Here is an 18,026-nt window from a genome sequence, read left to right as displayed (position 1 = left end):
TCCCCGGATCAAAGCAGGATGTCGGTGTAGAGCTCGGATGCATCCGGCTCCGGATCGGCCTGGGCAAAATCGGCGCTGTCGGCAACGATGTCGCGGACGTCCTTGTCGATCTGCTTCAGTTCGTCCTCGTTCGCCCAACCCTTTTCGGTCAGACGCGCCTTCACCTGCTCGATCGGGTCATGCTCCGAGCGCATCTTCTGCACTTCGTCCTTCGAGCGGTACTTCGCTGGGTCGGACATCGAGTGACCGCGATAGCGATAGGTCTGCATCTCGAGGATGATCGGACCCTTGCCCGAACGGCAATGCTCAACAGCCTCGTCGCCGGCAGCCTTGACCGCACGCACGTCCATGCCGTCGACCTGGAAACCGGGAATGTTGAAGGAGACACCGCGCTGCGAGAAGTCGGTCTGTGCCGAAGCGCGCGAAACGGAGGTACCCATGGCGTAGCGGTTGTTCTCGATCACGTAGATCACCGGCAGCTTCCAGAGCTGCGCCATGTTGAAGCTTTCGTAGACCTGGCCCTGGTTGGCAGCGCCGTCACCGAAATAGGCAACGGACACGTTGTCGTTGCCGCGATAGCGGTTGGCGAAAGCAAGACCGGTGCCGAGCGACACCTGGGCGCCGACGATGCCGTGACCGCCGTAGAAGTGCTTTTCCTTGGAGAACATGTGCATCGAGCCGCCCTTCCCCTTGGAAAGACCGCTGCGACGACCGGTGAGTTCGGCCATGACGCCGCGGGCGCTCATGCCGCAGGCCAGCATGTGGCCATGGTCACGGTAGGCGGTGATGACCTGGTCGCCTTCTTTCAGCGCCATCTGCATGCCGACGACGACAGCTTCCTGGCCGATGTAGAGGTGACAGAAGCCGCCGATGAAGCCCATGCCATAGAGCTGGCCGGCCTTCTCCTCGAAGCGCCGGATCAGCAGCATTTCGCGGTAAGCACTCAGATCTTCCTGTTTGGAGAATTCGGCGAACGTGCCGCCATTGAAGTCTTTCTTCGCCGGCTTTGCGGCACTCTTGCGGCTGGAAACGGACGCGGATTTTCGCGGAGCCATTCGTTCCTCCCAATGGTTAGCCTTTTGCGGTTACCATAGGGAAAGAAAGCAGACACAGCAATGCCATATTTGCATGGCTCACATTCCATGCAAACAATTGATTTTACTTTACAAATTTCAATTAACTGAATTTAGGTTAATTTGCGGCGCGGTGAAAAATAACGATCTCGTCACTTCGCGACATGTTGAGCGCGAGGCGAGCCTTTTCATCCAGCATGTCCCTTTCCAGCGACCCATCACTCATCAGCTGAACCTCCTTTTCAAGGATCAACCGCTGTTTCGTGAGCTTATCCAGCCGCGCCTGCCGCTCGACGATCTGGCGATCGAATTGCTCGGTCGCCTTCAGGCCATAGCCGCCGTGAATGGAATGATAGCCGAAGTAGGAGAGAAAGGCGACCGCGATCAGCGGCATCACCAGCCGTCCCAGTTTCCGTTTCTTATGATGCCGTGTCCACATGCATTCACGCCCTGATACGCAGTACGGCAATCAGATTAGCGGCGATTGATTAACCGACCGTTGACCATGAACGGCAGGAAAATAGAAACCCGCCCACACGGGACCGTGTGGGCGGGTTCGATTTTCAGACGGAAATCAGGCGGCGATCAGCCACGCAGGATCGAACGGCCGGCGTACTTCGCCTGCAGGCCGAGCTGCTCTTCGATGCGGATCAGTTGGTTGTACTTTGCGAGCCGGTCCGAACGGGCGAGCGAGCCGGTCTTGATCTGGCCGCAGTTGGTGGCGACCGCGAGATCGGCGATCGTCGCGTCTTCGGTTTCGCCCGAGCGGTGCGACATGACGGCGGTGTAGCGTGCCTTGTGTGCGGTCTCGACGGCGTCGAGCGTTTCCGACAGCGAGCCGATCTGGTTGACCTTGACGAGGATCGAGTTGGCAACGCCCATCTTGATGCCGTCGCGCAGGCGGGCCGAGTTGGTGACGAACAGGTCGTCGCCGACGAGCTGGCACTTGTTGCCGATGAGGTCGGTCACTGCCTTCCAGCCATCCCAGTCGTCTTCGGCCATACCGTCTTCGATCGAGAAGATCGGGTACTTGGCAGCGAGTTCCGCCAGGTATTCAGCCATTGCGCCCGGCTCGAGCGTGCGGCCTTCACCTTCGAGAACGTACTTGCCGTCCTTGAAGAATTCGGTCGCGGCGCAATCGAGCGCGATGAACATGTCTTCGCCCGGCTTGTAGCCAGCCTTTTCGATCGACTTCATGATGAAGTCGAGGGCTGCCGGAGCAGAGGCGAGACCCGGCGCGAAGCCGCCTTCGTCGCCGACATTGGTGTTGTGACCGTCGGCTGCGAGCTGCTTCTTCAGGGTGTGGAACACTTCCGAGCCCATGCGCACGGCATCACGCATCGTGTCGGCGCCAACCGGAACGATCATGAATTCCTGGAAGTCGATCGGGTTGTCCGCGTGTGCACCGCCGTTGATGATGTTCATCATCGGAACCGGCAGAACGTGGGCGTTCGGGCCGCCGACGTAGCGGTAGAGCGGCAGGCCGGCAGCTTCGGCGGCAGCCTTGGAAACGGCAAGCGAAACGCCGAGGATGGCGTTGGCGCCGAGGCGCGACTTGTTCGCCGTGCCGTCGAGCTCGATCATGGTCTTGTCGATCTGGATCTGGTTCTCGGCATCGAGACCGCCGATCGCTTCGAAGATCTCGCCGTTGACGGCTTCGACGGCGCGCTCGACGCCCTTGCCGAGGTAACGCGTTCCACCATCGCGCAGCTCGACAGCCTCATGCGCACCGGTCGAGGCCCCCGACGGGACTGCCGCGCGACCGAAGCTTCCGTCTTCCAGGTACACGTCGACCTCGACGGTCGGGTTGCCGCGGCTGTCCAGAATTTCTCGGCCGATGATGTCGATGATTGCAGTCATGATCTCTTCCCTATTGAGGACGGTGGGTGGTCGGGGCCTGTCATACGCCAAGGCCTCGAAATTACAATGGCGCGCAATATGCAAAAACAACCGCGCCATTGTGGTTCATGAAAATTTCACGAAGCGTCGCGGGGCTCAGCCCTTGGCGATCGCGTCGAAGGCGAGGAGCTTTTCGAGCAGCCGCGGCATGTCCTTCAGATGCACCATGTTCGGGCCGTCCGACGGCGCATTATCAGGGTCTTCGTGCGTCTCGACGAACACGCCGGCAACGCCGACCGCGACGGCGGCGCGTGCCAGGGTCTCGACAAACTCACGCTGACCGCCTGAGGAGCCGCCCTGCCCGCCCGGCTGCTGTACCGAATGGGTGGCGTCGAAGACGACGGGCGCGCCGAGCGAGGCCATGATCGGCAGCGAGCGCATGTCGGAGACCAGCGTGTTGTAGCCGAAGGAGGCGCCGCGTTCGCAGAGCATGACATTAGGATTGCCGCTTTCGGTAAACTTCGCCAGCACGTTCTTCATGTCCCAGGGCGCCAGGAACTGGCCCTTCTTGACGTTGATCGCGCGGCCGGTCTTGGCGGCTGCGACGAGAAGATCGGTCTGGCGCGACAGGAAGGCCGGGATCTGCAGAATGTCGACCGTCGGCGCGACGAGGGCGCACTGCTCTTCGGTATGGATGTCGGTCAGGACCGGAAAGCCGAATTCCTTTTTGAGGTCGGCGAAGATTTCCATCGCCTTGTCGAGACCGATGCCACGCTTGCCCGAAAGCGAGGTGCGGTTGGCCTTGTCGAAGGAGGACTTGTAGACGAGGCCGAGGCCGAGCTTGTTGCAGAGTTCCGAGAGCGCGCCCGCCATCATGAAGGCGTGTTCACGGCTCTCCATCTGGCAGGGGCCAGCGATCAGCGACAACTTCTCGGTCTGTGCGAAGGCGACCTGACGGGCGCCCTCACCGACCACGACTCTGGCATTGGTTTTCATCATCAAGCTCCAAACGCGAAGATCACCCCTTGCCCCGGCATTTCGGGAACAATGAGGCGCCCGCCCATTTCTGCAAATTCGATATCGTTGTCGGCGAACAGCGCCCGCGTCGCTTCGAGATCGGCAACCCGGAAGACGACTGCCCGCCCGCGCAAGCCCCGTTCGGCACTGCGCACCGAGCGACCGAAGAAGGCCTCCATGCCGGCGGCGTTCAGCACCGAGATCTTGGCGTTGGTGGTCGCGACATCCATGCCGAAGGAATGCGCCGAAACCTCGCGCTCATCGACCGCTTCCTGCAGCAGATACTGGAAATCGGTCGGATTGGCTTCCGACAGCACCACTTCGCTTATGCCGATCACACCGTTTTCGTGCCGTTCCAGCGCCGCCCGATCGGTGGGGAGCGCGCGAACGCGCTGACAGTTGAAGAGAAAGAGATCCGGCGCGCGAAGATCCGCGGCAAAGGCCAGGCGGAAGGAGCCCAGGCCCTCACGGCCATCCGGCAGCTTCATCGGCCGGGAAAATTCCAGCATGTCACCGCCGGAGATGCCGCACGCCCGAAAGCGGATATGATCGCTCGCCGCGTCCTTAGTGCCGAAGACCAGCGCCGAAAGACCTTCCGGGCCTTGGCGGAACCGGAAAGCCTGATCGCGCGCCACAAAGGCGTTGCCGTCGAGTGCGGCCGCCTCGCATTCCTCGCGGGACGCGATGGCGAGCGGTTCGAGATAGGTGCCGTCGGCAAAAAAGACGCAGGCATTTTCGGTGCCGAAGGGATGGCGAGCATCGTCCGCGACCGTGAAGCCGAGATCGGAAAGCCGGCGCCGCGCCTGGGTAAGCGTATCCACCGGCAGCACGAGGTGATCGAGCGGGCGGGTGGTGCGCTTGGAGAGGCTCATGGCGTGTTCCCTGATGGTTCGCCGCTGTTTGCAACTTTTGGCCGGCGAATGCAAGCCGGGTCACCGCCAGGGAGCGGATCGACGGTCCGGGCTCGGGCCGTTGCCACAAACGTGAACCATCCGCGGCCGGCTGCCCCGCCGCGGATTATGCTTGCCGACAGGAGGCTGGCCGCCGGAAGGTCAGTAGTAGCCCGGCGCCGTCGTGGCGTTGGCCGTGTTCCCCGCACCGAGACCGGGGGCGAACGTCTGGGGCTGCGTGTAGGACGTATTGGTCGAGGACGTCGAGGCACAACCCGAGAGCCCCAGCACGGCGACCGCCAAAGGCACGAACAACAAAGCGATGAAGCGCATACGGATTGACCCCTTTTCAGTTTCGCTGGTGAACAGGAAAGTACGAAAACGATGCTTTGGCGAGTACGTAACAGTAACGCGAGGTAAATAGGCGGCGACGAAGCCGGGTTCGACAACCGCAGCCCCCTACCGGCCGCTGCGGTTGCTCTTGTTGCGCGTAAGCCTTCGGCCCGACCGGGACACCGGGCTCACTCCATCAGGGGCGACGATCGCTCTTGATGGCGAAGGTGGCGATGAAGGTCGGCACGAACCTGTCGATCAGGAAACGAGCCGACGGCTGCCAATCCTCGTGAAAGCCGGCCAACAGGAAACCGGCGTGCAATTGCCCCTCGATTTGCTGAGAAAGGCTATGCCCGAACACCAGGGCCTCGCCGCGCCCGACCTTGGCCTGCACGACATCGGGAGGGAGATGCTCCGCTTCGGCAAAGGGGAGCCGGTAGGCCGGGCGGATAAGGCCCTTTTCCGCATGGGCCGGATCGCGGTCGCTGACGAAAACGATCGGATTGTAGAAGCTCGAAAGCAGCCGACCGCCTGTTTTCAGCACCCGGTGGCACTCCCGCCAGACCGGCCGGATATCCGGAACGTAGAGGTTCGAGATGGGGTGAAAGACGATATCGAAGGTTTCGTCGGCAAAGACAGAGAGGTCCCGCATGTCGCCCTGCACGGTCAAAAGCGGCAACCCTTCGCGTTCGGCGACGCGCCGATCCTGTTCGAGCTGTCCCTCGGAGATGTCGAAGACCGTAACATCGGCACCGGCCGCAGCCAGGATCGGTGCCTGCTGCCCACCCGCGGACGCCAGGCAGAGGATCCTCTTACCCTTGACGTCGGGCAACCACCCCTCAGGCAAGTCACCGGGCGTCAGCCGCGCCTGCCACTGACCCTTGCGGGCGTCGGCGATCATCTCCGGCGTGACCGGGCGCGACCATTCGCAGTCCTGGCTTGCCTGCCGGTCCCACGCCTGGCGATTGTGATCGATGATATCGAGATTGGAGGATGAAATATCTTGCATGTTCGGTCCCTGGAACTTGTCCTGATATGACCGCTCATGAAGGCGAATGGAGATCGCAGGCAGAAATGCCCTGGCGTTCGTCCGTCGATGCGGATCGCAGCAATGCCATCGTCCATCCCCTCCGCAAGCGAAGTTGAGGCGATTCGGTTTTCACCGGGCATTACTGGCGCATTGGACGACGCTCCTCTTACTGGAAGCCGCACACTAGCGGCTGGGTTGCGGGTGGTCAACACGGACCGCGGTCCATGCCGTGCGGCTTGCGGCCGCACGGGTTTGTCCAACTGCCCCGGCGAACGAATATCCGGCACGGTCTGCACGTTATCATGCTGCCTATGATTTCAACCGCTTGAGAAGCCGTCACAATTGCGTAAAATTCACCAATGCAGCCGGGAGTTATGCCGGGCAGCAGGCTGAGGGGCAGCATTTGATTATCGACTTGCAGGACAAGCAACGCATCCGGGCATGGCCGAGGGACGCCAAACGGCGCATCTGGACGCTGGCCCGGCTTCCAGTCGGGCACACGTTCACATGATGCGCGAGATGATGGCCAAGCTGGCTTCCATCGCCATCATGATGTTTGCGCGAGCGCTGACGGCGGCACGCGCCATCTGGCATGAGACCGGCCTGCCGCCAAAGCAGAGCATCTACTTCGCCAACCATTCCAGCCACGGCGATTTCGTGCTGATCTGGGCGGTCCTACCGCCTTGGCTCAGGGAACGCGCCCGGCCGGTCGCGGGCGCCGAGTACTGGCTGAAATCGAAGCTATCGCGCTTCATCGGCCGTGACGTGTTCGACGCGGTTCTGATCGAGCGCGACCCGGAAGCGCGCACGCAGGAACCGGTCGAGCAGATGGCGGCCGTGCTCAACGACGGATCGTCGCTCATTCTCTTTCCTGAAGGAACACGCAACCAGACCGAAGCACGCCTTTTGCCGTTCAAGAGCGGGCTCTTCCACCTCGCTTGCAAGCGCCCGGACGTGGCGCTGGTCCCCGTCTGGATCAACAATCTCAATCGCGTCATGCCCAAGGGGGAGTTCGTGCCGATCCCGCTCATCTGCACCGTCAATTTCGGCGAGCCGATGCGCCTCAAGGCGCAGGAGACGAAGGAAGAATTCATCGCCCGTGCCGAAGCCGCGCTGCTTTCGCTCGCGCCGTCATCGACGGATGACCGCGCATGAGCACAGCCAGCCTGGACATGCTCAAGCTGCTCTCCGGCGTCGGCGGCATTCTCGTGCTGGCGTCGAGCGTCGGCTACGTGCTCAAGCAGAAGCTTTCGCCTGACGGGTCGAACGGCGCGATCGAGAACCTCAACGCCCGCATCAAGGCGTGGTGGGCGATGGTGGTCCTGATCGCGATCGCCTTCGTTGCCGGTCGGGTCGGCGTGTTGCTGCTCTTTGCCTTCTGCTCGTTTGCAGCGCTGCGCGAATTCATCACGCTCATCAACACGCGCCGCGGCGACCACTGGGCGATCGCGGCCGCCTTCTTCGTCGTCCTGCCGATCAACTACTTCCTGCTCTGGGCCGAGCAATACGGGATCTATTCGATCTTCGTGCCGGTCTATGCCTTCCTGCTGATGCCGATCGTCGCGGTCCTTCGCGGCGACACCCGCGACTTCCTGGTCCGGATCTCCGAGGTGCAATGGGCGCTGATGATCTGCGTCTTCTGCGCATCGCACGTGCCGGCGCTGCTCACGCTGCAGATCCCGGGCTATGAGGGACGCAACGTGCTCCTCATCGCCTTCCTCGTCATCGTCGTTCAGTCGAGCGACGTGCTGCAATATGTCTGGGGCAAGCTCTTCGGCAAAACCAAGATCGCGCCCACCCTTTCGCCGTCGAAGACAGTCGAGGGCTTCGTCGGCGGCGTTGCGAGCGCGACCCTGATCGGCGCCTCGCTCTGGTGGATTACCCCGTTCACGCCGGCGCAAGCGGCGCTGATGTCGCTCATCATCACCCTGATGGGCTTCTTCGGCGGTCTCGTCATGTCGGCAATCAAGCGGGATCGCGGCGTCAAGGACTGGGGCCATCTGATCGAAGGGCATGGCGGGCTCATCGACCGGCTCGATTCCGTCGTCTTTTCCGCGCCGATTTTCTTCCATCTGACGCGCTACTGGTGGTCGCTGACATGAGCGCCAAACTGAAGGGGCTGGCATCAAGCGGCGTCGTTCATGTGGCCTTCGCCTTTTTCGCCATGGGCGGCTGGGCGCTTTTCGCCAACCGCCATAACCCGATGCCGAAGCCGCTTGTTGCCGGCCTCGTCCAGGGGACGCTGTCGGCGTTGCTGACGCTCTATCTCAAGACGGTGATCGACGCGCTTACTAAGCAGTTCAGCGGCGCTTGGCGCCTGGTCCTGCCACCACTTCTCGCCTGCCTTGGTTCCTCGGCCGTACTTGTCGCGATCCACGCGGCCAGCGGCACGCCCGAGATCCTGAAAACGATCGCGCTGCCGCTTACGGTTTCGACCACCTACGCCGCCATCTACAACTATTCCATCAGCCGAGGCGAACATGACCGAGACCGGTGACCGCAGGCCGCTCGCAAGTCGCAACACCCGCTGGGCGCAGGCCGTTGCACGCCGCCTGGCATCGATGAACCTCACGCCGAACCGGATCTCGCAGGCGAGCATGCTGGCGGCCGCCCTAGCCGGCCTTGCCTTCTGGCTCGCGGGCGAAAGCGAGGATGGCGTAAGGGCGAGCCTGTTCATCACTGCCGCCCTCTTTTGCCAGTTGCGCCTGCTGTGCAACCTCTTCGACGGCATGGTCGCCGTCGAGGGCGGCAAGGGCGAGGCAGACGGTCCTTTCTGGAACGAGTTTCCCGACCGCATCGCCGACATCCTCATCTTCGTCGGCGCAGGTTTTGCCATCGGCGTGCCGGCTCTCGGTTTTGCTGCGGCCACCTTCGGCGTGTTGACCGCCTATGTGCGCGAACTCGGCCGTGCCAATGGCGCGCCGAGCGACTTCTCCGGCCCGATGGCCAAACAGCACCGCATGGCGACGATGACGCTGGCCGCCGTTGTTTCGGCCTTTGAAGGCCTCTGGCTCGGCGATGGCGAAGTGCTGTGGATCGCGCTTCTTGCGATTTCGATCGGGGCAGCGCTGACGGCTCTTCTGCGCGCCCGCCACCAGATTGCCTGGCTTCGGAAAAACGCGCCCAACAAAGGCTAAACACCCTCTTCACGCATCATGAACGAGGCCGCCGCGACATCGCGCGGCCCCTTGACGTATGCCCACGTCAATTATTAGATAGATTAGTCTATTTATTAAACGCCGTGAGCGCCACCGATGAACGAATGCTCGCGCGCGCCAAGATTGGCGGCGATCAGACCCGTGATCGCCGCCTCCTGAAAGCAAAATTTTTCAATCGGTTACGGCGCAAATTTATAGCGCCTCCCGTAACGGAGAACACGAATGAGTACCCCGGACCGCATCGACGACGTCGACGCATTGCGCGGCTTTGCCTTGCTCGGCATCCTCCTTGTCAACATCATGGCCTTCGCCTCCGCCTTCTACGGGCTGGAAATTTCCGACCCCGCCTTCGGCGGCATCCTCGATCGCAGCGTGCATTTCGTGATCGCGCTGTTCTTCGAGATGAAATTCTACCTGCTCTTCTCGTTCCTGTTCGGCTACAGCTTCACGATGCAAATGCGCTCGGCGGAAAAATCCGGCGAGGCCTTTGTGCCCAGGCTCTTGCGCCGACAGATGGGCCTCTGGCTGATCGGACTTGCCCATGCGGTTCTGCTTTTCCATGGCGATATTCTCACCACCTACGCTGTGCTTGGCATCGCCCTCCTGATGCTCAGAAACCGCAGCGATGCAGCCCTCTTCCGGCTAGCCAAATGGCTAGTCCTTCTCCTTGCACTGGTCTGGGGCGCACTCGGCATCCTCATCACGCTGGATCCGGTGCCGCTCGATCGGTCCGCCATTCTCTCCGCTGCGGAGGCGGCCGAGCTTGCTTTCCGCGGCGACTGGCAGGCCATCATCGGTCAGCACCTGACGGAACTCAACTCGGTCTGGATCATCCTGGTCCTGTTACAAGCGCCGTGCGCGCTGGCGATGTTCCTGCTCGGCCTGATCGCCGGACGTCGCAAGACCCTGGCGCGGCCGGAGGCGAACACGGCATTGTTCCAGCGCCTCGTTCGCACCGGCCTCTGGGTCGGCCTGCCTGGCGCCGTCATCTATGCCTATGTCAGCGTCGAGATGCCCGAATCGCCGATCGCGGTCATCGCACTTTCGATCGGCCTCGCCACCGGCCCGCTTCTCACCGGCGCCTATGTCGGCGGCATGATGTTGCTCTTCGGATCCAAAGCCGGCCACGGGCTGCGCAACCTACTGGCGCCTGCCGGCCGCATGGCCCTTTCCAACTACCTGATGCAATCCTTGCTCATGGCCCTGATCTTTCATGGCTACGGCCTTTCTCTCATCGGCCAGGTCTCGCCGCTGGCAACCATGCTGATCGCGCTTGTTATCTTTGCCGCCCAGCTCCTCATCAGCCGCTGGTGGATGGCCCGCTTCGCCTATGGACCGCTCGAGTGGATCCTGCGCTTCATCACCATCGGCCGCGTGCCGCAATGGCGCCGCCCGGCGGAGGCGCGCTGACGAGCATCGATTTCGCATCACTCGGTCCGTTGGGATCGGAGGCGCCATCTTGTCCGACGGCGCCTCCGATCCGCCTAGAGGTCGAGCATCGCCAGGAAGGTCACGATTGCTGCGGCGACCTCGGTCGGTGTTTCGATCGGCGAGAAATGGCCGACGCCCTCGAACGCGACGAAACGCACCTGAGGCGGAAGCCCGCCAAGCTCACGGCGAAGCACTGGCTCCGGATCGACCACATCCCTCGTGCCGGTGATCACCAGCGCGGACATCCAACGGCACGGGTCGCGTCAGCAGCGCATCGAGCATACCGTTTATCGCTTTAACGCTGACGCGCGGCTGATTTCGCGGACCGTGAGTCACGCCTCGACGGAAAATACAAAAAAGGCCGGTCTTGTGACCGGCCTTTTTCGTTTGTCTTTCCTGTGCGCCTCAGACGAGGCGGGACTGTTCGAGCGCCGCTTCGATGAAGCTTGCAAACAGCGGATGCGGATCGAGCGGACGCGACTTCAGTTCCGGATGGTACTGGACGCCGATGAACCACGGATGATCCGGGTACTCGACCGTCTCCGGCAGGATGCCGTCCGGCGACATGCCCGAGAAGACGAGGCCGCAGGACTCGAGGCGATCCTTGTAGTCGACGTTGACTTCGTAACGGTGACGGTGACGCTCGAAAATCTCGGTCGAACCGTAAATCTCGGCAATCTTGGTGTCGGCCTTGAGCGCTGCGCGGTAAGCGCCGAGGCGCATCGTGCCGCCGAGGTCGCCGGAGGCCGAACGCTTCTCGAGCTCGTTGCCCTTGACCCATTCCGTCATCAGGCCGACGACCGGCTCCTTGGTCGGGCCGAACTCGGTGGAGGATGCCTTCTCGATGCCGGCGAGATTGCGGGCCGCCTCGACGACCGCCATCTGCATGCCGAAGCAGATGCCGAAATAGGGCACCTTGCGCTCGCGGGCAAAGCGCGCCGCGTTGATCTTGCCCTCGGAGCCACGCTCGCCGAAACCGCCGGGAACGAGGATGCCGTGCACCTTTTCAAGGTAAGGAGCCGCATCTTCCTTTTCGAAGACTTCCGACTCGATCCACTCGAGCTTGACCTTCACCCGGTTGGCGATGCCACCGTGATAAAGCGCTTCGATCAGCGACTTGTAGGCATCCTTGAGACCGGTGTACTTGCCGACGATTGCGATCGTGACTTCGCCTTCCGGCGTGCGGATGCGATCGGCAACCCGTTCCCAGGCGTCCATGCGCGGCTTCGGCGCCGGCTCGATGCCGAAGGCTGCCAACACTTCGTTGTCGAGGCCTTCCTTGTGGTAGGCGATCGGAACGTCGTAGATCGAGGCAACGTCGAGCGCCTGGATGACGGCCGACTGGCGGACGTTGCAGAACAGCGAAAGCTTGCGACGCTCGGCTTCCGGAATTTCGCGGTCCGCACGAACGAGCAGGATATCGGGATGGATGCCGAGGGCCTGCAGTTCCTTGACGGAATGCTGCGTCGGCTTGGTCTTCAGTTCGCCGGCCGCCGGGATATAGGGCATCAGGGTAAGGTGGACGTAGACAGCGGTGCCGCGCGGCAGGTCGTTGCCGAGCTGGCGGATCGCCTCCATGAACGGCATCGCCTCGATGTCGCCGACGGTGCCGCCGATTTCGCAGAGGACGAAATCGTAGTCGTCGTTGCCTTCGGTGACGAAGTTCTTGATTTCGTTGGTAACGTGCGGGATCACCTGAACCGTTGCGCCGAGATAGTCGCCGCGACGTTCCTTGTCGATGATGTTCTTGTAGATCCGACCCGTGGTGATGTTGTCGGTCTTCGTCGCCGAACGCCCCGTGAAGCGTTCATAGTGGCCGAGATCGAGATCGGTCTCCGCGCCATCGTCGGTTACGAAAACCTCACCGTGCTGGGTCGGGCTCATGGTGCCCGGGTCAACGTTGAGATAGGGGTCGAGCTTGCGCAGTCTCACCCGGTAGCCACGCGCCTGCAGCAGTGCTCCGAGAGCCGCTGCAGCGATGCCTTTTCCGAGGGAGGAAACCACGCCGCCTGTGATGAATACATATCGCGCCATGGGAGTCACCGGATACCTTTTAACAAACGATTCCGCCACCGAAAAATTCATATTCCAGAACTTTTCGTCTTGGGATGGAGGCAGATTTCACACAAAACAAAACCGGCGGATGAAACATCCGCCGGCGGGTTCTTCAGAATTGCGACCTTACTGGCCGCTGGGAACTTGCGATCCCGTATTGCTGTTGGCGCCAGCGGCGGGCGCCGGAGTCGTTGCGCCGCCGGCCGGGGCTTCGCCCGTCGTTGCCGGTGCGGCGGTCGACGGAACGCCGTTGTCGGCCGGAGCGGGGTTGCCGGTTGCCGGCTGCTGTCCAGTCGCGCCGCCAGCGGGAGCCGGAGCGCCGCCACCGAGCGAATTGAGAACGCCACCACCGTTCGAGCTGGTGCCCGGGATACGGTCGAGGATGTCGGTCGCCTGCGGCTGGTAACGCGCGAGAATTCCCATGCCGAGCGCCAGGACGAAGAACAGCGCTGCAAGGATCGCCGTCGTGCGGGTCAGCGCATTGGCCGTGCCGCGTGCGGACATGAAGCCCGAGCCGCCGCCGATGCCGAGACCACCGCCTTCGGAACGCTGAATGAGTACGACGCCGATCAGGGCGACGACGACCATGAGATAGATGACGAGTAGTACGGTCTGCATCAGCTTCCAGTCCTGCCCTTGGGGCACACGAATCAAACCCTGCGCAAACTCGGCATGGCCGGGCGCAATTTTCGCGCCTCTTTATACCATGCCGTGCGCCATTCCAAGCCCCTGCCCGGTAACCCGGGCGATCAGGCCGTCAATTCTTCATAAGCCCGGTAGATGGCGAGGAAGTCTTCGGCTTTCAAGCTTGCGCCACCGATCAGTGCGCCGTCGACATTGGCGACGCCCATCAATTCCTTCGCATTGGACGGCTTGACCGAGCCGCCATAGAGGATGCGCATCTTGGCGCCGGCGTCGGCAAAGCGCGCGACCAGCTCCTTGCGCATGAAGGCATGCGCCTCCTCGACATCGGCGGCCGTCGGCGTCAGGCCGGTGCCGATCGCCCAGACGGGCTCGTAGGCAATCACGGTGTTTTCCGCGGTTGCTGCATCCGGCAGGCTTTCGGCGAGCTGGCGCTTCAAAACATCGAGCGTCTTGCCCGCCTTGCGCTCGTCGCCGGTCTCGCCGATGCAGACGATTGCGACGAGTTCGGCGGCATGCGCCGCTTCCGTCTTTGCGCGTACCAGCGCATCGCTTTCAGCGTGGTCGGTGCGGCGCTCGGAATGGCCGACAATGACGTGGGTGCCGAAGCAATCGGCGATCATCTCGGCGGAAAGGTCGCCAGTGTGGGCGCCTGACTGCTTTTGATGGCAATCCTGCGCGCCGATCAGGAGCGGGCTGTCGTCGCAAAGCGCCGTCGCCACGTAGAGCAGCGTTGCCGGCGGGCAGATCAGCGTTTCGACCTTGGCGGAGAGTTCGCCCTTGACCCCTTCGGCCATCGCCTTGATCTGATCGAGCGAGGCGCGGGTTCCGTTCATCTTCCAGTTGCCGGCGACGAGCGGGCGGATATCGGGCGTCATGCAATTTCCTCCGGGTACTTTTCTCCGGAAGCGGCCTAGCAAATGCAGCCGGCAAATAAAAGCACCGCCGGCGATTATTCATGGGCGGCGGGTCCGGTTGCCCCGCCCCGCCGCAACGGATCGTCAAGCACTGCGCACCGCCGGCATCATGCCGTAGGGCACCTTGCCTTCGCGTCATCTTCCCCCGCCGGCCCAGCCTTTGCGGCCGCAATCGCATACATCAGCGGCAGGCTCGGCATGCCCGCAGGCGGCGCCATCCGCCCGCCGCCAAGGTCGCGCATGCCTTCGAACGCCACCCAGCCGTTGGCATAGGGATATTCCTTCAGAACTTCGATCCGCAGCCCAGCGTCGATCAGCGCCTGCACGACATCGGCGATACCCCAGTTGAACTCGAAGGACGGGTGCGGATTTGTGAAACCCACGACGCCTTCCTGGTAGCCGCCATGGGCAAGGCCTGCGCCCGAGTCGGCGACATAGTCACCGACGCCTGCCTCCGCGACCGGCTCCTTGGGGGCGTAATCGTAATGCAGCTTCCAGCCCGGATCGAAGACCATCGCAAAGGGATGGAATTCGACGAAGGCGAAACGCCCGCCGGGCTTCAGCACATCGGCGATGCCGCGCGCCCAGATCCCGAGGTCCGACAGCCAGCAAATGGTGCCATAGGACGCAAAGACGCGATCGAAACGCCGACCGCTCGCACGGGCGTCGTCGAACCAGCCGAAAAGGTCGGACCGCGCGAAGGTGGCGGCGATGCCGCTTTCCGTCGAAAGCCGCGTGGCAAAGGCAATCGCCTCGTCCGAGATATCGACGCCGGTCACGTTCGCACCGCGCTGTGCAAGGCTCAGGCTATCCTGGCCGGAATTGCATTGCAGATGGAGAACGTCGAGCCCGGCGATATCGCCGAGCAACTCGATCTCTTCCGGATAAAGCGTTGAGCCGCCGGCGCGGAAGTAGGCGGCCTGGTCGCCCTTGTGACTGTTGTGCGCCACGGTCGCGGCATTCCAGGAGAGGCGATTGGCCTCATGAAGATCAATACTCATGTTTCACTCTTAAACATCTGAGAGAGACACGGGAGTTCTTTTTCCCGTGTCCCCGGTGCGCTTAGAATTTCAGCACCGCTTCGAGTTCATCGTCATAGTGCTCGCCCGTCAGCTTGAAGCCCAGGCCTTGGTAAAAGCCTTCGGGGCTGCCAGGGCCCTGTCCGTAGCTCGTATAGAGCTCATGCAGACCCCGCGCCTTCAGATCGCGCACGACAAGGGCGATCGCCTGCTTGCCATATCCCCTGCCCTGGAACGGCCGGGCGATCATGAAGCGCCAGAGATAGACACCCGGGCAATCGATGCCGTCATCCCAGTCGGATCCTTCGTGCAGCATGATGAAGCCAATCAGCGTCTCATCGGCATAGACCGCACGGAACCAGGCATTCTCGGAAAAATGCGCCTCGGCGATCGAGGTGCCGTTGTCCGCCACCATGTTGCGCTGTTCCTCGCTCAGCGTTTCGCTGAGTTCGCAGACGTCACAGACGGTCAGGGCTGAGATGCGCCGAAGGGTAATTTCGGCATCAGACGGCAATACGGTTTCACTCATGGGAAACTCCTTAGAAAAATCAAAATGTTAAAAAAGGGCCCGAACCAGAACGGCGGACCTCGAATCACCCGCTAAAGGGGCAATCGGCCGATAAAATGAAATCATGGCGAGAAAACGCCAACGTCAGAATTGCCGAGATCCCGCCAGATTCCGGCACCGCTATTACCAAGGATAACCGCGCGCCATTACTTGGGGCGGCCGGCGGTCGGCTGGTTGCCGCCGTTCTCCAAGCCGGCGATCGCCGCGTGAACGTCGGCTTCCGCATCCTCGTCGAACTGCTCGAAGATCGCATCGCCGATCAGGACGTGAACCTCGCGGAGATAGGGTGCCGCCGCCTCGCCGTCGCCGAGCGCCAGATAAGCGCGCGCGATCGAAAGCGACGAGAGCGGTTGGCGCCGCGCAAGCGTCCATTCACGGGCGAGCAGGGAGACGGCAATGCTCTCGCGATGGTGCCCGGCATCGCAAAGGGCGGCGCCGTAGCCACTCTTGACCCAATAATACATATCCGTGAGCGCAAGATGCACATCGGCGACGTTCGATGCCAGACGCCAAGCGTCGACCGCTTCGCCATAGTTGCCTTCGGTTCCAAGCCGGATGCCCGTGCGGCCGTGTTCATAGGCTTCCCGCTCGTGCGGGCTCATTGGTGTGGTTTTCTTCTTTGTCATGTACGCCAGTCCACATGCTCCCGGGAACAACCCCTCCGTGTCCCCTCCACGAGCAAATGGACCATAGCTTGCCGAGATCAACAAGATCTCAGTGCAATTTTATGGTATTCTAGGCGAATAAAAGCGCGAGTTCGTGAGTCTTACCGCAGTCGCCGAGCCGATCCTGGCCGGGCGGACCATGGGGTCGGACATGCTGCGCAACGACAAAACCGGATTTGGGTGGATCACCATCGTCCTTCACTGGGCGATTGCGGCGTTGATCCTTACCCTCCTCGGCCTCGGCTTCGTCATGCGGCGAATGCCCGTCGATCCGGCGCTGCAGTTTTCGCTCTATCAGTGGCACAAGTCGCTCGGCTTCTCCGCACTCGGGCTGGCAACGATCCGAGCCCTGTGGCACCTCGTCGAGGTTCGTCCGCGTCCGCCGGCTGGCCTCAGCGCGCTTGAGCACCGAGCGGCCAGCGCCACCCATGTCGTGCTCATGATGCTCGCGCTTGCGGTTCCGCTTGCCGGCTGGGCGGTGGCCTCGACATCGACGCTGAACATACCGAGCTTCTATTTCAACTGGATCGTCATCCCCCATCTGCCGATGGCGAAATCGGAAGCGGCTGAAGACCTATGGACGCTCGTCCACATGACGCTCGCCTATCTGCTCTTCTGCTTCGTCGCGCTTCATGTTCTGGCCGCCCTCTACCACCACTTCGCTCGCCGCGACGACGTCCTCGTCCGCATGCTTCAGACCGGCTCACGCCAACGCGCTTCCTCCCAAGCGGCTGGTTCGGATCCGGTTATCGCCGGAAGGAAGAAACCATGACATCGCACTCGCAATCACCAACAAAGGCCATTTCCCTCACGCTGCTGCTGGCGTTCGGGAGCATTCCGTCGCCCGCTGCTGCAGCCGCACCGGACCTTGCCGATGCTGCCGGCAACTACGGCATCACGCCGGCTTCGCGTATTCATTTCACCGTGGCGCAAGCCGGTGGCGGCGGCATTGTCGGCGATTTCGCCAAGTTTTCCGGCAATTTCCGCATCGACCGAAATGATGTCGGCCACTCGACGGTCGAGTTCACGCTTTACCCCGAGAGCGTGAAAACCGGAGAAAAGCGGATTGAGGACTTCCTGAAGTCGAGTGCCGTCTTCGACACCGCCAACTTCAGCACCGTCACCTTCCATTCGACGACCGTGAAACAGACCGGGCCGGATACAGCCGCGGTCGAGGGAACGCTGACGGCGCGCGGCATGTCGCGCAAGGAGCGCTTCTCGGTGACGCTGCTTGACTGGAACCGCGGCTCGATCGCCTTCAACATCCGCGGCAATATCCACCGGTCACCGTATGGCATGGATGTCGGCACGCCGATCTATTCCAACGTCGTCGAGTTCGACATGAACATCAAAGGGCAGAGGCGCTGAACGCCCCTGCCCCTTGCAAGT

At 62.1% G+C, this 18,026-nt stretch carries 21 protein-coding genes; 7 read left to right on the top strand and 14 right to left on the bottom strand.

Annotated features, from left to right (window positions below):
- Positions 1-8 precede the first annotated feature (8 nt).
- The 7 genes from pdhA to IB267_RS00515 all read right to left on the bottom strand — a co-directional run bounded on the left by pdhA (position 9) and on the right by IB267_RS00515 (position 6,161).
- Positions 9-1,055: a pyruvate dehydrogenase (acetyl-transferring) E1 component subunit alpha gene (gene pdhA, locus IB267_RS00545; RefSeq protein ID WP_192446000.1), complete on the bottom strand. Its 1,047-nt coding sequence runs from the start codon at positions 1,053-1,055 to the stop codon at positions 9-11.
- Positions 1,056-1,191: 136 nt separating this feature from the next.
- Entirely contained in the window at positions 1,192-1,512 is a 321-nt protein-coding gene (locus IB267_RS00540) for a septum formation initiator family protein (RefSeq protein ID WP_192447137.1), read from the bottom strand.
- Between the two features lie 146 nt (positions 1,513-1,658).
- On the bottom strand, positions 1,659-2,933 hold the full coding sequence (eno, locus tag IB267_RS00535) for a phosphopyruvate hydratase (RefSeq protein WP_034795843.1): 1,275 nt from the start codon (positions 2,931-2,933) through the stop codon (positions 1,659-1,661).
- 135 nt (positions 2,934-3,068) lie between these two features.
- A complete protein-coding gene (gene kdsA, locus IB267_RS00530) occupies positions 3,069-3,911 on the bottom strand; it encodes a 3-deoxy-8-phosphooctulonate synthase (protein ID WP_192445999.1) in 843 nt (280 codons plus the stop codon).
- Entirely contained in the window at positions 3,911-4,801 is an 891-nt protein-coding gene (locus IB267_RS00525; RefSeq protein WP_192445998.1) for a VOC family protein, read from the bottom strand. The genes kdsA and IB267_RS00525 overlap by 1 nt, the downstream gene beginning before the upstream one ends.
- A 180-nt stretch (positions 4,802-4,981) precedes the next feature.
- A complete protein-coding gene (locus IB267_RS00520) occupies positions 4,982-5,152 on the bottom strand; it encodes a hypothetical protein (protein ID WP_156134117.1) in 171 nt (56 codons plus the stop codon).
- 196 nt (positions 5,153-5,348) lie between these two features.
- Entirely contained in the window at positions 5,349-6,161 is an 813-nt protein-coding gene (locus IB267_RS00515) for a class I SAM-dependent methyltransferase (protein WP_192445997.1), read from the bottom strand.
- A 531-nt stretch (positions 6,162-6,692) separates the two neighbouring features.
- Here IB267_RS00515 and IB267_RS00510 point away from each other — a divergent pair.
- The 5 genes from IB267_RS00510 (at position 6,693) to IB267_RS00490 (ending at position 10,750) form a co-directional block, all read left to right on the top strand.
- A complete protein-coding gene (locus tag IB267_RS00510; RefSeq protein ID WP_192447136.1) occupies positions 6,693-7,337 on the top strand; it encodes a lysophospholipid acyltransferase family protein in 645 nt (214 codons plus the stop codon).
- A complete protein-coding gene (locus tag IB267_RS00505) occupies positions 7,334-8,284 on the top strand; it encodes a phosphatidate cytidylyltransferase (protein WP_192445996.1) in 951 nt (316 codons plus the stop codon). Before IB267_RS00510 ends, IB267_RS00505 begins: the two co-directional genes overlap by 4 nt.
- On the top strand, positions 8,281-8,679 hold the full coding sequence (locus IB267_RS00500) for a hypothetical protein (protein ID WP_192445995.1): 399 nt from the start codon (positions 8,281-8,283) through the stop codon (positions 8,677-8,679). Before IB267_RS00505 ends, IB267_RS00500 begins: the two co-directional genes overlap by 4 nt.
- Positions 8,663-9,319 carry a CDP-alcohol phosphatidyltransferase family protein gene (locus IB267_RS00495; protein WP_192445994.1) on the top strand — a complete coding sequence of 219 codons (657 nt, stop codon included), beginning with the start codon at positions 8,663-8,665 and terminating at the stop codon, positions 9,317-9,319. The genes IB267_RS00500 and IB267_RS00495 overlap by 17 nt, the downstream gene beginning before the upstream one ends.
- A 243-nt stretch (positions 9,320-9,562) precedes the next feature.
- A complete protein-coding gene (locus tag IB267_RS00490; protein WP_192445993.1) occupies positions 9,563-10,750 on the top strand; it encodes a DUF418 domain-containing protein in 1,188 nt (395 codons plus the stop codon).
- A 74-nt stretch (positions 10,751-10,824) separates the two neighbouring features.
- Here IB267_RS00490 and IB267_RS00485 read toward each other — a convergent pair whose 3' ends face one another.
- The 7 genes from IB267_RS00485 to IB267_RS00455 form a co-directional block, all read right to left on the bottom strand.
- Entirely contained in the window at positions 10,825-11,004 is a 180-nt protein-coding gene (locus IB267_RS00485; protein WP_210335732.1) for an alpha/beta fold hydrolase, read from the bottom strand.
- A gap of 172 nt (positions 11,005-11,176) precedes the next feature.
- On the bottom strand, positions 11,177-12,814 hold the full coding sequence (locus IB267_RS00480; RefSeq protein WP_305877765.1) for a CTP synthase: 1,638 nt from the start codon (positions 12,812-12,814) through the stop codon (positions 11,177-11,179).
- A gap of 138 nt (positions 12,815-12,952) precedes the next feature.
- Positions 12,953-13,444 (bottom strand): preprotein translocase subunit SecG, encoded by a 492-nt coding sequence (gene secG, locus IB267_RS00475; RefSeq protein WP_043617978.1) that lies wholly within the window; start codon positions 13,442-13,444, stop codon positions 12,953-12,955.
- A 131-nt stretch (positions 13,445-13,575) separates the two neighbouring features.
- Entirely contained in the window at positions 13,576-14,346 is a 771-nt protein-coding gene (tpiA, locus tag IB267_RS00470) for a triose-phosphate isomerase (protein ID WP_192445990.1), read from the bottom strand.
- A 146-nt stretch (positions 14,347-14,492) separates the two neighbouring features.
- Positions 14,493-15,386 (bottom strand): class I SAM-dependent methyltransferase, encoded by an 894-nt coding sequence (locus tag IB267_RS00465; RefSeq protein WP_192445989.1) that lies wholly within the window; start codon positions 15,384-15,386, stop codon positions 14,493-14,495.
- A 61-nt stretch (positions 15,387-15,447) separates the two neighbouring features.
- Positions 15,448-15,933, bottom strand: coding sequence for an N-acetyltransferase (locus tag IB267_RS00460; RefSeq protein WP_192445988.1), 486 nt, complete (start codon positions 15,931-15,933; stop codon positions 15,448-15,450).
- Between the two features lie 185 nt (positions 15,934-16,118).
- A complete protein-coding gene (locus tag IB267_RS00455) occupies positions 16,119-16,598 on the bottom strand; it encodes a hypothetical protein (protein WP_192445987.1) in 480 nt (159 codons plus the stop codon).
- Between the two features lie 190 nt (positions 16,599-16,788).
- On the opposite strand from IB267_RS00455, the gene IB267_RS00450 reads away from it, so the two are divergent.
- Both IB267_RS00450 and IB267_RS00445 read left to right on the top strand, forming a co-directional pair.
- Positions 16,789-17,409 (top strand): cytochrome b, encoded by a 621-nt coding sequence (locus tag IB267_RS00450; protein WP_192447135.1) that lies wholly within the window; start codon positions 16,789-16,791, stop codon positions 17,407-17,409.
- Entirely contained in the window at positions 17,406-18,005 is a 600-nt protein-coding gene (locus IB267_RS00445; RefSeq protein ID WP_192445986.1) for a YceI family protein, read from the top strand. Before IB267_RS00450 ends, IB267_RS00445 begins: the two co-directional genes overlap by 4 nt.
- Positions 18,006-18,026 lie beyond the last annotated feature (21 nt).

Origin of the sequence: Ensifer sp. ENS09, assembly GCF_014852425.1 — a bacterium.
Lineage (GTDB): Bacteria > Pseudomonadota > Alphaproteobacteria > Rhizobiales > Rhizobiaceae > Ensifer.
Note: the sequence above shows the minus strand (reverse complement) of the source record. Positions and strands in the feature narration are given on the sequence as shown.

What these genes read in the sequence shown, in the direction of transcription:
- pdhA (WP_192446000.1), bottom strand. Translation starts at nt 1,055, where the DNA reads ATGGCTCCGCGAAAATCCGCGTCCGTTTCCAGCCGCAAGAGTGCCGCA.
- IB267_RS00540 (WP_192447137.1), bottom strand. Translation starts at nt 1,512, where the DNA reads ATGTGGACACGGCATCATAAGAAACGGAAACTGGGACGGCTGGTGATG.
- eno (WP_034795843.1), bottom strand. Translation starts at nt 2,933, where the DNA reads ATGACTGCAATCATCGACATCATCGGCCGAGAAATTCTGGACAGCCGC.
- kdsA (WP_192445999.1), bottom strand. Translation starts at nt 3,911, where the DNA reads ATGATGAAAACCAATGCCAGAGTCGTGGTCGGTGAGGGCGCCCGTCAG.
- IB267_RS00525 (WP_192445998.1), bottom strand. Translation starts at nt 4,801, where the DNA reads ATGAGCCTCTCCAAGCGCACCACCCGCCCGCTCGATCACCTCGTGCTG.
- IB267_RS00520 (WP_156134117.1), bottom strand. Translation starts at nt 5,152, where the DNA reads ATGCGCTTCATCGCTTTGTTGTTCGTGCCTTTGGCGGTCGCCGTGCTG.
- IB267_RS00515 (WP_192445997.1), bottom strand. Translation starts at nt 6,161, where the DNA reads ATGCAAGATATTTCATCCTCCAATCTCGATATCATCGATCACAATCGC.
- IB267_RS00510 (WP_192447136.1), top strand. Translation starts at nt 6,693, where the DNA reads ATGCGCGAGATGATGGCCAAGCTGGCTTCCATCGCCATCATGATGTTT.
- IB267_RS00505 (WP_192445996.1), top strand. Translation starts at nt 7,334, where the DNA reads ATGAGCACAGCCAGCCTGGACATGCTCAAGCTGCTCTCCGGCGTCGGC.
- IB267_RS00500 (WP_192445995.1), top strand. Translation starts at nt 8,281, where the DNA reads ATGAGCGCCAAACTGAAGGGGCTGGCATCAAGCGGCGTCGTTCATGTG.
- IB267_RS00495 (WP_192445994.1), top strand. Translation starts at nt 8,663, where the DNA reads ATGACCGAGACCGGTGACCGCAGGCCGCTCGCAAGTCGCAACACCCGC.
- IB267_RS00490 (WP_192445993.1), top strand. Translation starts at nt 9,563, where the DNA reads ATGAGTACCCCGGACCGCATCGACGACGTCGACGCATTGCGCGGCTTT.
- secG (WP_043617978.1), bottom strand. Translation starts at nt 13,444, where the DNA reads ATGCAGACCGTACTACTCGTCATCTATCTCATGGTCGTCGTCGCCCTG.
- tpiA (WP_192445990.1), bottom strand. Translation starts at nt 14,346, where the DNA reads ATGACGCCCGATATCCGCCCGCTCGTCGCCGGCAACTGGAAGATGAAC.
- IB267_RS00465 (WP_192445989.1), bottom strand. Translation starts at nt 15,386, where the DNA reads ATGAGTATTGATCTTCATGAGGCCAATCGCCTCTCCTGGAATGCCGCG.
- IB267_RS00460 (WP_192445988.1), bottom strand. Translation starts at nt 15,933, where the DNA reads ATGAGTGAAACCGTATTGCCGTCTGATGCCGAAATTACCCTTCGGCGC.
- IB267_RS00455 (WP_192445987.1), bottom strand. Translation starts at nt 16,598, where the DNA reads ATGACAAAGAAGAAAACCACACCAATGAGCCCGCACGAGCGGGAAGCC.
- IB267_RS00450 (WP_192447135.1), top strand. Translation starts at nt 16,789, where the DNA reads ATGCTGCGCAACGACAAAACCGGATTTGGGTGGATCACCATCGTCCTT.
- IB267_RS00445 (WP_192445986.1), top strand. Translation starts at nt 17,406, where the DNA reads ATGACATCGCACTCGCAATCACCAACAAAGGCCATTTCCCTCACGCTG.